This is a genomic window from Pyrobaculum islandicum DSM 4184 (genome assembly GCF_000015205.1).
Classification (GTDB): Archaea; Thermoproteota; Thermoprotei; order Thermoproteales; family Thermoproteaceae; genus Pyrobaculum; species Pyrobaculum islandicum.
In genome coordinates, this window is record NC_008701.1 from 889324 (window position 1) to 902262 (window position 12939).

The window sequence follows — 12939 nt, forward strand, 5'->3', positions numbered from 1 at the left end:
GGACTATACAGTTTAATAAATGCAACTAAATGTGAAATACTATGACTTGTGTAGATGAGCAGACTGCAGAAAAAGTTGCTAAAAGAAAGGCGTTAGGCAAGCTTGGCGTCCTTAGACGCTCGGTAAAAGTCTTTAGAATTAGAGTTGGCGACGATTGGATTTTTGGTTTTGTAAAACACAAATTTAGAGAGGGGGGCTTTCAAATAGCTGTAAAGCTTGTATATATCGACTGTAAGGGGTCTGCGCTTGAGAAAATACCACTTGATCTAGAGGAGAAGATTAGGAGATATATAGAGGAGGGCACCGCAGCGCTTTTAGAAAGAGAGCTGTCGAACATAGTTAGATGAGGATAATCTTCCACAACCTGGTTACACTTGAACAAGCTATCGAGAGACTTTTGAAATTTGCAAAGCCTTTAGGAAGCGAGGAGGTAGATATTACAGAGGCCTATGGCAGAGTCTTAGCAACCGACATAGTCGCGCCTGTAGATGTACCTCCATTTGACAGATCTACTGTAGATGGTTACGCCGTAATTGCCGAATCTACATATGGCGCATCAGAGCTTACGCCAGTAGAGCTAGAGCTTGTGGGGCGGGTAGAGGCTGGCGAGTGGCCAAGTGTCGAAGTACATATGGGAGAGGCTGTAGAAATCGCCACAGGGGCGCCATTGCCGCGGGGAGCAAACGCCGTCGTTATGGTTGAGTATTCACAGGAGAGAGACGGCAAAGTCCGTGTCTTCCGCTCTGTGGCGCCAGGAGAGAATGTTATGTCTGCTGGATCTGACATATCGGCAGGAGAAGTTGTTTTAAAAAAATGTACAAGACTAACGGCTAGAGAGATAGGCGTTTTAGCCGCCTTAGGCATTAGAAGAGTCTCTGTAATTAAGAAGCCACGTGTCTCTATTATATCTACAGGCAACGAACTGATACCCCCCGGCGCGACGCTTAGCTTTGGTAAACTATACGATGTAAATAGCTATTCTCTTGCAGCTGCTGTAAGAGAGGCTGGCGGTATACCGATTTTACACGGCATCGTTAAAGACGACGAAAAAGAGTATAGAACTGCATTACAAAAAGCTCTTTTAACAAGCGACGTTGTTTTAATAAGCGGGGGTACCTCGGCGGGAGTCGCAGATCTAACATATAGAGTGTTGGGAGAGCTTGGCGAAGTGCTTTTTCACGGGATTATGGTTAAACCTGGAAAACCGACTCTGGCGGCTGTTGTTAACGATAAGGTAGTAGTGGGGTTGCCTGGGTATCCCTCCTCTGCTTTAATGATCTTCCATATAATAGTACGGCCATATCTCTTACAATTACAATGTCTAGAGCCAGAGTCGGCGATGGTAGTGAGGGCAAAACTCGCATATAGTATAGAGGGTGCCAAAGGTAGACGTGCACTTTACCCCGTAGTGTTAGTTATGAGGGACAATGAATATAGAGCATACCCTCTATATGCTGAATCTGGAGCCATATCTGTCCTAGCTAGATCTGATGGATATATTACAGTGCCAGAAAATGTAGAGTTTCTACAAGAGGGCGAAGAAGTAGAGGTATATCTATTCGAGCGGTATAAACCAGCAGAGCTATATTTCATAGGTAGCCACGACCCGCTTCTAGATTCTATACTTGCAAAACATAACGTCAAAGCTGTATATGTAGGCTCTATGGGCGGCTTAATGGCGTTAAAACGCGGAGAGGCAGATATTGCCGGTTGCCATATATACGACCCAGAGACGGGAGTTTACAACATCCCGTTTGTAAAAAAATTGGGGATTAGGAATGTGGCTGTTGTAGGCCTTTTCGAACGTGAACAAGGCTTAATATTACAAAAAGGCAATCCCAAGAGTGTTAGGGGTATAGAGGATTTCATACGTCCAGACATAGTAATTGTAAATAGGCCAAGAGGCACAGGCACAAGGGCGTTATTAGACGCTCTATTAGACAGCCTAGCCAAGAAATTAAACATGCCACTTGAAGAACTTACGAAAAAGATAAAGGGTTATACGTATGAAGTTAAAACACATACAGCTGTAGCTGCCGCTGTAGCGCAGGGTAGAGCGGATGTAGGCATAGGCGTAAGATTTGCTGCTGAGCTTTACGGCCTTGAGTTTATGCCGTTGGGTTGGGAGCAATACGACTTGGTCGTAAAGAGAGATGTCTTAGATAAAACTCTTGATATAGTAGAGGAAGTGTTACAAAATCTACCGCCTGGCTATAGGAGATACGAATGGTCAAACAAAATAAAGTTTGAAAATTAGTCCACTAGCTCCCCTTTTGTCACGCCGGCCTTCCCCGGGGAGCTCGGGACATGTCCGGAGCCGTGGCCCCGGCCTTGGGGACCCGGCCGGTTGCTACATTTGACGCGCCCGTACGCCCGGGCACGGCCGTGCCCCTCTCGTCTCCGCCCCGCCCGTTAAGGGCGTCTGGCGGAGGCGGGCTAAACCCTTGCCCCCGGGAGAGGGCCGGGCGTTGCCGCTAAAAGGGGGCACAAAGGAGCGCGGACTAAATAACCCCTTTTTAATCCACTGGGCCGAGAAGTATTACCTCTACTTCTTCACCCTCGTCATATCCCTCACGGTTCTCTGGCACGATTAATAACGCATTACCTTTTGTCAGGGTTGACAATATTCCGCTTCCTGTAACTGCCAGAGGCTCTGCGTAAAGACGCCCGCCCTCTTTGTATACTCTCACACGTACAAAACTTCTGACGTTAATTGGAGTTGTTACTCTTCTAGTAAGTACAGCTCTTGCCGTTGGGAGAGGTTCTTCTCTTGCGCCAACCATTTTTAAAATTATGGGCTTTACAAAAACCTCAAACCCGACAATAGATGCCACTGGGAATCCAGACAACATAACTATGGGCTTCCCGCCTACAACTGCGGCACTGTTGGGTCTGCCCGGCCTAGCCGCTATGCCATGTATTAACACCTCAGGCTTTAGATGAGACACCGCCTTTATTACATAGTCAGGCTCTCCGACTGATACACCGCCTGTAGTTATGACTATATCAAAGCGGTTTAACGCCTCTTTTATAGCTCTATATATTATCTCTTCGTCATCTGGCACAATGCCCATGTAGTATACGTCAACGCCGAACTCCTTGAGGATTGCTGTTATCACGTGACGAGTGCTATTTATTACTTTGCCAGGAGGAGGAGAGGCCTCTTCTAACTCCACAAGTTCGCTGCCGGTGGATATTAACGCGGCAGTTATCTTATAAACATAGACTTGTCTCACGCCTACTGACGCCAAAACACCTAAATCCCAAGGTTTTATCTTCTTTCCACGTCTTAAGACTACCTCCCCCGCTGCAATATCCTCTCCCCTCCTAGAGACGTAGTAAAAACGTGGGACTGGCCTATACACCTCTAGGTAGCCATCTCTTTTTACCGCCTCTTCATATGGAACTACCGCATCTGCACCTTCGGGAAGCGGAGCCCCCGTAGCAATTTCTACAGCTTCGCCCGGTTTTAACACGTTTGTATATGGAGAATTAGGCAACGACTTACCCACAATTCTTAATAAAATGGGATTTGTACGAGATGCGCCCAACGTATCTTCAGACCGCACTGCATAGCCGTCAAACGCCGCTCTATCAAACGGAGGTACATCTATGGAAGATATTATATCTCTAGACGCATATAGACCAAGAGACTCCGGAAGCGCAACTAAAGCCTCCTGGGGGACATGTGTTATTGCGTTAAGGACAATTCTCTGCGCCTCTGCGATAGGCGTCAAACTTTTAAACCCTCTCACATTAGGCGGAATCTCGTTTATTTAAATAGGTTGGAGGATATAAACGTGGATCCGATGTTAATCGAGGCGCGTTATCAACGGGCCGTCTTTCGCGGAGCTGAAGAAACAATACTTAGAGATTTCCAGCTTAGATATGGCGAAATGTGGCGTAGTATGTGGGACGCCTCTGCTAATGTATCTGAAGAAGATGTTCAAACTGCCGAGAAAAACGCCGATGTTCTCATAGAGTTGGTAAAATCAAGAATAGACGACATAGATACAGCAGCGCTATACGCAGCCTTTGGGAGAAATCTCTCGCTAGAGAAGGAGCTAGAGCTAGGGCTAGAACTATTGGAACGTCCCGGCGGTTTAGAAAAACTCTTGCAGTGGGGTTTGATAATGCATTACGACGACGAAGTAGTAGCTGCACCGCCCTATTTAGCAAAGTTGTTAATTTATCTCACACAGAGGACGCCATCTTTACAATACGACATTAGAGAAGAGCTAGAGCCTTACTCCAACGACGGCGCTACAATGGCGTTTTTAGAAGGCTTATTAGTTGGCGACTTTAATATAGAGCTACATAGAGAGTTTTATGGAGAGCCGCCTCGCAGAATAAAAATCGGAAGAGCGGCCATATATCGCAGCGACGTCGGACTTGTCGTAAACCCAGCCTACTCTTCCGACGAGGTGTTAAACGCGATACTCCAGATAAAAGAAAGGAGGGCCGAGGCACTTGCCAGAGCGCTTTCATTACATGGCGAGTATGAATTCAGTAAGGAGTATAGATGTGGTCTCCAGTATCTCTCGATAGACGGCACTGCGGAAAAAAGCGGTGTCATAGCGATATGTCCCTGGCTATCCTATAGACGGAAGCTGTGGAAAATACACAACCTAATTTTGGTAGTAGAGGGGAAAAGACCAACACCCCAGCCACAGACGAGAATAGGAATTATATTTATAAAGGGGGGCGAGGCTGAAGTTGTAAAGCCACCAGTAAAGTCGAAGTTGTTTGAATACATAGTAGATACGTTATATAGCACCGGCTTTTCAGTATTAGAAGACTAAATAGGTGCCGTTTTCTAACTCTCTCCCTGGCAGATCTATATGTCTCATCAATGTAGATGAAACAACTGCTTTGGCATCCTTTGTCTCTATTAAATAGAGCGCATAGTACTCCCTAGAGCCTTTGTAAAAAGTATATACATGAGCCTTAAGACTGGGAAACTCAAGCACTGCTACGTTAAGAGCCGTCTTCGCGTAGAGGAGAGCCTCTTCAAAAGCTCTCTGCGGCAAATGCCACCGCCTTGCGATAAATAGCGCTAGGATATAGCTGTCGGTATAAAGAGATGGGTCAACGCTTATTTCAGCTGCCATAGCGTTTTTATCCACCGAGCCGTTGTGAGCCACGAAGAGGATGCGACCATCTGGCGTATATACAAGATATGGATGCGCATGAGCTGGGCCTTTGGGCTCGCCAAGAGAGGCCGCTCTTACATGCGCCAAGACAGCCTCTTTCATAGGCACTACAACGGGGTCCTCCCACGCCGGACGCCCCGATTTATAATGTATAAAGTCGGTGGCAGATGCCGCCACAAAGCCCCAGCCATCTCCGTGTTGTTTTTTCTCGTCTTGTTTATAGGGGTCATATTTGGCGGCGAGTTTCAACGCAGCGGATAAATCCAGAGGGCCCTTGGAGATGAAAAATCTACACACTACGCATAAGGTGGGGACCTCTTGGTATACGATTTAGCAACGATTAATGTCGTAGTTGATCTAATGCCCTCTATCTTTCTAATTTTTTCCCTTACTATATTTCTAATTTTTTCTATATCTTCGGCATCTATTTTAACTATTATATCATAAGGACCATAGACGAAGTATACTGCTTTTACCTCTGGAATAGAGACAAGTCTTTCCATCACATTATCCTCAGAACCTATGTCTACATTTAGGAACACAATAGCTTCCATAATATTTAATTCGCTAAACTATTTAAAGCTTATCTACTTCTTGATTCTAAGTACCTCCTGATAACTACGGCGGTAGATAGATCAACTTTATGCTTTTCCGTAAGTCCCGTATCGGTATCTGTAAACTCAACTATATACTCAATGCCATCGCCTTCTCCTTTGTAAACCTTAATTAGAGTGTTTGGCTTACACATAGCTGTGAGAGAGGTGGCGTTCTTTTCTACTATCGAGCAGTCTACATACTTAAACACCTTAGCCTCTACTGGAGTTCTGCTTATCGGCCCTATTGGCGTCTCCTCATAATAGTACATTTTACGTCTCCTACTCACGCCACACCACTAAAACCCCTATAAAAATCTTGACCCAGACTGGATATATACAGTTTAAACAAATCCTCATAGGCCCTATTTCGTAACTGACTATATAGTTGAAGGGGGCATTACCCGCTTCCGCCAGTCGTCTACAATCTCTAGAACAATAAACGTCTCAGTACGTTGGATATCTTGGTTTGAGGCTAGATAGGTTACTAGAAACGTAGAGAGCTGTTTAATATCTCTCGCCCAGACTTTGAAAAGGAGGTCGTAGGGTCCTGTTATAATATAGGCCTCTTCTACAAACGGCATCCCTCTCTCGCCGTTGCATTCTGCAAGCACTCTTTCGGCAACTTCAAGTTGTAGCGGCTTATTCTCCTTGTGAGCAACGCCTCTCCGTACGCTAACTAACACAAAAGCCAACAACTTATAACCTAATGTAAACGGGTTTATCACAGCCTTATAGCCCATTATGATGCCTTCACTTTCTAACTTTTTTATACGGGCTGCAATTGTAGTTTTAGGTTTCTTTAATTCTTCGCTTAGTTCTTGTAATGTCTTTCTACCATCTGCCTGTAATAATACTACTAACCTGCGGTCTATCTCATCCACAAGATTAGGGAAAGTCCTGGGAATTATAGTTTACTTCTCAAGGATAAGTATACATCAAATGGGAATTTTTTCCTAGTCGCTATAGAGTTTCCCGTGGTTGAAGAGTGTGATTACTTAGTATTCTTGAAACCAGAAGCCCAACGGTCCTTAGATATTGTCTGTTTATCTTAGCTAGGCGATGTGCTAATCTAAGCCTAATGGGATATCTTCTAAAAAGAGGACATAAATAACTTGCCGATAGATTTTTTGGAAATTCCACATAGAGCACCCAGTCAGACTTAAAAAATGTGCCGTAGAGTCCGCCTAGATCTACAGGTACTAGATAAGAACCTGGTGGCGATTGTGCTAGCAATACGCTAGCGACTTCTCTCTCCCCTATGGATTTCGCTAATTTTACAAATATCTCTCTCTTGTCTTTATCTGGTATCCTAGGCCCGTACCTAATGAGACGAGGATCTTTAGAAACGCCTACTACTTTTGTTATATTTGCATATGGAGTTATAGGTCCGTCCACTAATATCACCTCTGCATCTAATGTCTCCGCAAACTGTAGCTCGTTCTTCCTGGCCTCTATATGTGGATCTTCCCCGATTCTTCGTATATAGAACCTCCTTTTGATATCTTTGCCGACCGCCACTATTGACTGTACTAAGACATCTATGTTACTTATGCGTCTTACTAAATAGCCTGAGTCTACGGCATAATAGTCGAAATTTCCCTCTCCCTCGCACGGAATTACCAACTTCTTTAATTCCTCTGGTATACCAATTATGGTTTGTGCATGTTCTAATTCTGCAAATTTTAGGACTTCAGAAAGTAGCTGATACATCAATACAGCTCTTCGACAAGACGGTTGAAGAGTCTCTGTAATTCCTCACGGCTCAAGCCCCCCACTATATCCGCTATATGTGGAGGTAATGAATCAATTTGACCAACAACGTATTGACTGATTAAAGTCAGAGTAGGAGATCGCTTATATTTACGTCTCTCGGCAATCACAAGCTCTTTTAATTTTTTAAGTACGGCGTCTGTAGCGATATTTGTTTTAGTTAAGGTCTCAATTAGTTCTCTTTCTAAAAGACCGCTCTCTTCATATAACGTAAGTGGTATACCTCTTATATAAACTCTCCCCATTACAACCGCCGCAACAGGTTTCCTAGTGTACTTCCCTAGGCCTATCGGAACTCCCTCACTTACTGTCCCAATAGCAACTATAGACCTCAGTTCTCGTCCGCTTAATATTATAACGTCGTAAAATTGTGGCTTCCCTCTGGCATCTATAATAACATCTCCTTGGGCTATATCGCTATCCCCCCTAATTATGCTAATCTTAAGCAACATATTTTTTCTCCACTGCCCCAACTTTGTGAAGTCTCTCTAAATATTCCTCTACGCTGGGTTTTTCAAGTCCTACTTCTTTAGCTAATTCCTCTACGTCTAAGACAGCGCCTTTACCTCTACGGGCTACTGCTTCCAAAAGTCTTGCGTTTATGCCCAATTTCGACGCAATTGTGACAATAGCTTTCTCTAAGTCGTCACCAACATCTCCGAATTTAGCTTTTAACCACTCCAATGCAGTCTTTCTTTCCCTCTCTAGTTGTATAATCTTTTCATACCGTTTAGATATCTCAAAGGCGTAGAGCCTTAGAGTTGAAATGTAGTCATCAAGCCAAGGCTCGGGGAGTTCTAACAATATTTCTAAATCTCTTTCTACATCTATCTTCGACCGAATGTATTTCGCCATATGTTTGATCTCACCCCAGATTTTCAAAACCTCTTCAACCTTTTGAACTAATGTTTCTTCTCTCTCAACGTCTTGTGGTCTGATTTTCACAACATCGATAAATTTCGATCTCTGAGGATATCTTTCTAATATTGTCGAAATTCTCCTCAGAAGTTTTGCCCTCTCTTCGGCTTCGCGCTCTAGTTCTCTCCTTATTTCTTCATACCTCTCCTTTGCTTCTATAAGCTTTTGTAACGCTTCTCTAAGAGCCTTGGCATAAGTCTTTCTATCCTCAAAACTAGCTCTCACTTCGGTGACGTCTATTTTCTTAGACAACCTAATTGTGCCTAGTGGCGTTTGTTTCTCTATTACGACCTCGCTAAAAGATTTTATCTGATCTAATATATTTCCAAGATAGCGACGCGCGAGCTCCTCGTTAAACTTGTAGAGATAGTCGCCGTTAGGTATCAAGACGCCTCTAAGTTTCATCAACTCAATTACGTCGTCTTCTCTAATCTCTCTCCACAGATTGGTGGGAAACAGCGCAACAATTATCGACCTTAATTCTTTTTCATGGATAGACTCTTCAAACGTGTTTAGTAAAATTTCTTCTATAAGCCTATACGACTTGAAGCCCTCGACTTCTTGACCCTCGTCAAGCGCTTCCGCTACTTTGATCAACGCTGATTGTTTTTTCTCTTTACTCTTTCTCAAAGCTAGTGTATAACGTATGATGTTTTCTCTAGCTTTTTCTCTACCTAAACGAATCACATCTACAAACTCTGGGAATTTAGAGCTACGCCTTAGTAATTTATTTATTTCAAATTTGATAACTTCATGTTTTAGCTTTTCAATCCTATCTGCACCATATATCTGTATTGTGACATAATTGGCAGCAGGCTCTGGATAGTATCTTTTCCAGTACGCAGACATTAGGGGCATCACTGCGGCTTGGATAGTCTCGCTAAGTAAAACTCTGCTTGTTATAAATATATTCATATAGTCTATAACATATCCACCTACGGCGCCTTGTGCTATTATGTTTGTTAGATCACCTATTACTTTTTTCAGCTCGTCTTCTCTATCGACGTGGATAAAGATATAGCTCTCACGTATTCCCATGTTATTTTGCCATATGGCATATCCGCAACAAATCCGTAGACGTATACCATCTATACCTATTATGTGTTCAACCTCCTCTAGTAGAGACATATAATTCTCCAACTTCTGGCTTAGCTCTCTTGTAAGCGTAGCCACAGACTGTACCTCATCTATTCCCACGAGTTTTGCTATATCGTCTAAAACCAGATATTTCTTTCCAATCAAATATTTTGATATATCTAAGCTATCTTCTGTAAATACATATATATATAATTTTCCATGTTCAATTAGTGAATAGTAAAAATATGGCTCATATGAGACGTTTTTGGGATCTTTTAAATCTATGTCTTTGCCCCTGGTTAGTAAATACTCTCTAACTGTCACTAAAGCCTCTTTGTCTTCATATGGCACTCTATAGACATAAACCTCTTTAGAAATTGGAGTCTTCTTTTCAAAAGAAATTCCCGCAAACGCCAGCTCTAAAACTTCGTCATCTAAATCAGGGTTTATACCCTCTTCTCTTAGTAGATACGCTAGCCTTCCACCTTCTTTCTTAAGTTGGAAAAGCCTCGCGGTTAACTTCATAAGAGACCTTGGCGTCACTTCGCCTTTTCTCTTGGCCAAGTGATACAGAGCCGCTAGTTCATGCAACGTAAATGGGCTAAGGGGGTCGATATCTCCTTTCTCTATTTTTCTTAAGCGTTCTTGCGACGAATAAGCTGAAAGCCTTTGTTTTACGGTTTCTACAAATTGCCAAAAAGGATAGCGGGTATCTAGTACAATCTCTTTATAGACTCTTCCGCTAGTTATGTCAAATACATCCGGTATTACGTTTTTTAGTATTGTATAGTAAAGCTGAGGCGTAAGAGCTATGATTATTGCTATTTTGTTAAATCTCTCTGGATCGCCTAACATATGGCGGTACGAGCGGGGTTCTAACAACGCTCTTATATATGTCGCCACTTTCTGAATCATTTTTACAAACTTTTCGTCACTTAAAGCACCAAGTTTATGTACTGCCGCAATACGTGATATCTCATCTGCCTCATCTATTAATACTAACATAGGCTTGTTTTTTTCCTTGGCAATAGTCTGCGTCAAAAACTCACTATCTAGTGAAAGCGCGAATCTGACGATCGCAAAACCCTCCTCGGCTGCAAGTTTTTCAACCTCGTCTAGCAGTTCACTTTTGCCCCATCCATATGGCGCAATTATAACAGCTAGGACGTTGATATTTCCCTCCTTGACAACTTTTAGCACATCGGCGACTTCTTGCAACTCTTTTTCAAACCCTACACTCCTGTGAAGCCTTACAAGGTGAGTAACTCCGCTGGGGCTAAACGGCATATCAACGAAGGCATACACATTTGTAATGGGGCCCCCTGTATATATTTGCAACAGCTAAAAACCACGTTTAATAGCAGCAAAACGCATCTCTGTGTGCTAAGGAGGTGTCAGTCGTCAGACATACCGGGTATATATGAGGTTGAGGTAAAATCGTTTAAACAAGATGATATCTATAGCATAGAGCTATTGAAATTTCTATGTTCCTATTGTGGCGAGAATTCCTATGTTTATATAGTTGGCGGCAAAGTCGCGGGTTACATAATAACATGTGTAGAGACTAATGCAGCACATATAATATCAATTGCTGTCGCGCCAGAATATAGAGGATTGGGCATAGGTAAGATGCTACTTTGTACAGCACTTAAGCTCTTGACAGAATGTAAAACCTCTGAAGTATTTCTTGAGGTTAGAGTTTCAAATACGCCTGCGTTAAGACTTTACGAATCCGCCGGTTTCCAACTGGTCGAAGTATTGAAGAATTACTACAGCGATGGTGAAGACGGATATAGGATGTCGCTGAAAGATAAGAAAAAAGCTCGCGAATTTTGTAAACATTAACTAAAAACGTGGATAATTCTATAAATAATGTACTTAAGGTAGTTCTTCTTCTTCAGATAGTACATCCTTATGTATTCCTCCAGTGTTATTTCGCCTATGATGTATTTCTTTTCCACTATACTCATAAAGTGATTATCAATTCCTAAATGCTTACTCCTAAAGCTCTCGATAGACTTGGCGAAAATCCTAAAATGTAGAAAATTGCACCTCCATAATCGGAAGTCTCGTCCTCTAGGGGCGAGGAGGAGCGCTTATTTTCTATGTATGACACGCTATGGCTAAAATTCGCCACACGGCAGAAGAGCCCATATGTTTCTCAACCCTAAAGCGGGTTTTAATTGAGAAGAATAAAAGCGTGGACATTTGTATAACAAGTGGCGCAAAGGGCGGGACTGGGAAAACTACTTTTGCTAATGTATTTGCGTATACATATCACATCTTAACGGGAACTTCAACAAGAGTAGTAAAACCGCTAGATAGTTACCAAGGTATTGAAATTGCTATTGTGGACTTCCCAGCGTTTCAACTGACAGATAAAAAATATTTGAAACGTCTCCTAAGATGTGACGCCGTATTGTACATCGTTGAGGAAGACTTTGAAACACTACGTGCAATAGAAATTCTACATATGCTAATTAAGGCAGAGGTACTTGGCGTTGTTATAAATAAAGTACTAGAAAAACCAAGTAAAGAATTTATAAGTATATATAGTAGATTTGGTAAAGTATATATTATACATTTCGATAAGAAGCTAGCAATACATAAGAGCGTAGGCATACCACCGTATAGACTAAGGTCAATAGCCACATTAGAAATAGCTAAAGCCGCAGTAGATATAATTAGGAAAATAGAGGTGTAGTTGAGATATCACAACACTGTTTTATTCTCTGTCACGAAAAATCTCACTCTTTACAAACAACATCTCCTTACTTGGCGCCGAACTCTCTCCTAGGCCCAAGACTGTGAGAGTCAAGGGCTTAGACATAGAGCGCTGAAGCGGTCACACTAGACGCCACAATATTTCCACCTTTGGCATCCTGTAGACTTGGCTCATGGACACATGCGGCACGGAGGGGAAAACTAGTTGGAGACGCGCCTACTCTCGTCCCTAAGAAGCACCACGATAGTTACAATGGAAAGCGTTGATATAGTTGACATTGCGACGAGCGCCCGGAGAACGGTCTCGGAGCGCAAAGGCGGTGTACTACGTCGCGGTCGTGACCCCCAACTACCGTGGCCAAAGACGCGACCAGAATCCGCATCCCGTCGGGAGAGAAAGGCGAGCGTGCAACACGTTCGGCTTTCGGGGTCGCCGAAAGTCAATTTATCGTTAACTTGATACAAGCCAACCTAGGGGAAGTGGGTTAGAAACGGGTTTACGGCGGTTCTCACGGCGTCGCCGCCAACGCCACGATGGGTATTGTCAATTGAACAAGACTTGGGGTGGCAACGGCGGCGTATGACGCCGGCGAGGTCGGCAAGTTGCTAGCGACGGCTCTGGCTGCGAAGGTCAACAACATGCCTCCCAACGCCGCCTTTACGACGGCGCCGCTCAGCGCCACCGCTGCCGTGGCCAACAC

The 12939-nt window shown here is 43.3% G+C and carries 15 protein-coding genes; 5 read left to right on the forward strand and 10 right to left on the reverse strand.

Going from position 1 to position 12939, the window contains the following annotated elements:
* Nucleotides 1–41: 41 nt before the first annotated feature.
* Together PISL_RS05115 and PISL_RS05120 are read left to right on the forward strand one after the other, a co-directional pair.
* Complete coding sequence (locus tag PISL_RS05115) at nt 42–347, forward strand: hypothetical protein (RefSeq protein WP_011762740.1); 306 nt, start codon at nt 42–44, stop codon at nt 345–347.
* A complete protein-coding gene (locus tag PISL_RS05120; RefSeq protein ID WP_011762741.1) occupies nt 344–2257 on the forward strand; it encodes a molybdopterin biosynthesis protein in 1914 nt (637 codons plus the stop codon). Before PISL_RS05115 ends, PISL_RS05120 begins: the two co-directional genes overlap by 4 nt.
* Nucleotides 2258–2516: 259 nt before the next feature.
* On the opposite strand, the gene PISL_RS05125 is transcribed toward PISL_RS05120, so the two are convergent.
* The gene (locus PISL_RS05125) at nt 2517–3755 is read right to left on the reverse strand and encodes a molybdopterin molybdotransferase MoeA (RefSeq protein WP_011762742.1); all 1239 of its coding nucleotides are present in this window, start codon (nt 3753–3755) and stop codon (nt 2517–2519) included.
* Between the two features lie 54 nt (nt 3756–3809).
* Here PISL_RS05125 and PISL_RS05130 point away from each other — a divergent pair, with 54 nt between their 5' ends.
* Nucleotides 3810–4802, forward strand: a complete 993-nt coding sequence (locus PISL_RS05130) for a hypothetical protein (protein WP_011762743.1) — start codon at nt 3810–3812, stop codon at nt 4800–4802.
* Here the strand turns inward: PISL_RS05130 and PISL_RS05135 are convergent.
* The 7 genes from PISL_RS05135 to PISL_RS05165 form a co-directional block, all read right to left on the reverse strand.
* On the reverse strand, nt 4791–5450 hold the full coding sequence (locus PISL_RS05135; protein WP_011762744.1) for a class II glutamine amidotransferase: 660 nt from the start codon (nt 5448–5450) through the stop codon (nt 4791–4793). The two genes, PISL_RS05130 and PISL_RS05135, sit on opposite strands and share 12 nt — an antisense overlap.
* Nucleotides 5450–5707: an Lrp/AsnC family transcriptional regulator gene (locus PISL_RS05140; RefSeq protein WP_011762745.1), complete on the reverse strand. Its 258-nt coding sequence runs from the start codon at nt 5705–5707 to the stop codon at nt 5450–5452. The genes PISL_RS05135 and PISL_RS05140 overlap by 1 nt, the downstream gene beginning before the upstream one ends.
* Nucleotides 5708–5736: 29 nt before the next feature.
* Entirely contained in the window at nt 5737–6036 is a 300-nt protein-coding gene (locus PISL_RS05145; protein ID WP_011762746.1) for a hypothetical protein, read from the reverse strand.
* A 90-nt stretch (nt 6037–6126) separates the two neighbouring features.
* A complete protein-coding gene (locus PISL_RS05150; RefSeq protein ID WP_011762747.1) occupies nt 6127–6630 on the reverse strand; it encodes an Lrp/AsnC family transcriptional regulator in 504 nt (167 codons plus the stop codon).
* A gap of 79 nt (nt 6631–6709) precedes the next feature.
* On the reverse strand, nt 6710–7459 hold the full coding sequence (locus PISL_RS05155) for a DNA double-strand break repair nuclease NurA (RefSeq protein WP_011762748.1): 750 nt from the start codon (nt 7457–7459) through the stop codon (nt 6710–6712).
* Nucleotides 7459–7971, reverse strand: a complete 513-nt coding sequence (locus tag PISL_RS05160; protein WP_011762749.1) for a hypothetical protein — start codon at nt 7969–7971, stop codon at nt 7459–7461. The genes PISL_RS05155 and PISL_RS05160 overlap by 1 nt, the downstream gene beginning before the upstream one ends.
* Nucleotides 7961–10819, reverse strand: coding sequence for a hypothetical protein (locus PISL_RS05165; protein ID WP_053240336.1), 2859 nt, complete (start codon nt 10817–10819; stop codon nt 7961–7963). Before PISL_RS05165 ends, PISL_RS05160 begins: the two co-directional genes overlap by 11 nt.
* Before the next feature lie 75 nt (nt 10820–10894).
* Between PISL_RS05165 and rimI the strand changes: the two genes are divergently transcribed.
* Complete coding sequence (gene rimI / locus PISL_RS05170) at nt 10895–11359, forward strand: ribosomal protein S18-alanine N-acetyltransferase (RefSeq protein WP_053240337.1); 465 nt, start codon at nt 10895–10897, stop codon at nt 11357–11359.
* Here the strand turns inward: rimI and PISL_RS11535 are convergent.
* Nucleotides 11356–11484: a hypothetical protein gene (locus tag PISL_RS11535; protein ID WP_280531787.1), complete on the reverse strand. Its 129-nt coding sequence runs from the start codon at nt 11482–11484 to the stop codon at nt 11356–11358. The genes rimI and PISL_RS11535 overlap by 4 nt on opposite strands.
* Before the next feature lie 149 nt (nt 11485–11633).
* Here PISL_RS11535 and PISL_RS05175 point away from each other — a divergent pair, with 149 nt between their 5' ends.
* Nucleotides 11634–12218 (forward strand): CpaE/TadZ family protein, encoded by a 585-nt coding sequence (locus tag PISL_RS05175; RefSeq protein ID WP_011762752.1) that lies wholly within the window; start codon nt 11634–11636, stop codon nt 12216–12218.
* Nucleotides 12219–12747: 529 nt separating this feature from the next.
* Here the strand turns inward: PISL_RS05175 and PISL_RS10715 are convergent.
* On the reverse strand, nt 12748–12939 hold the full coding sequence (locus tag PISL_RS10715; protein ID WP_167827588.1) for a hypothetical protein: 192 nt from the start codon (nt 12937–12939) through the stop codon (nt 12748–12750).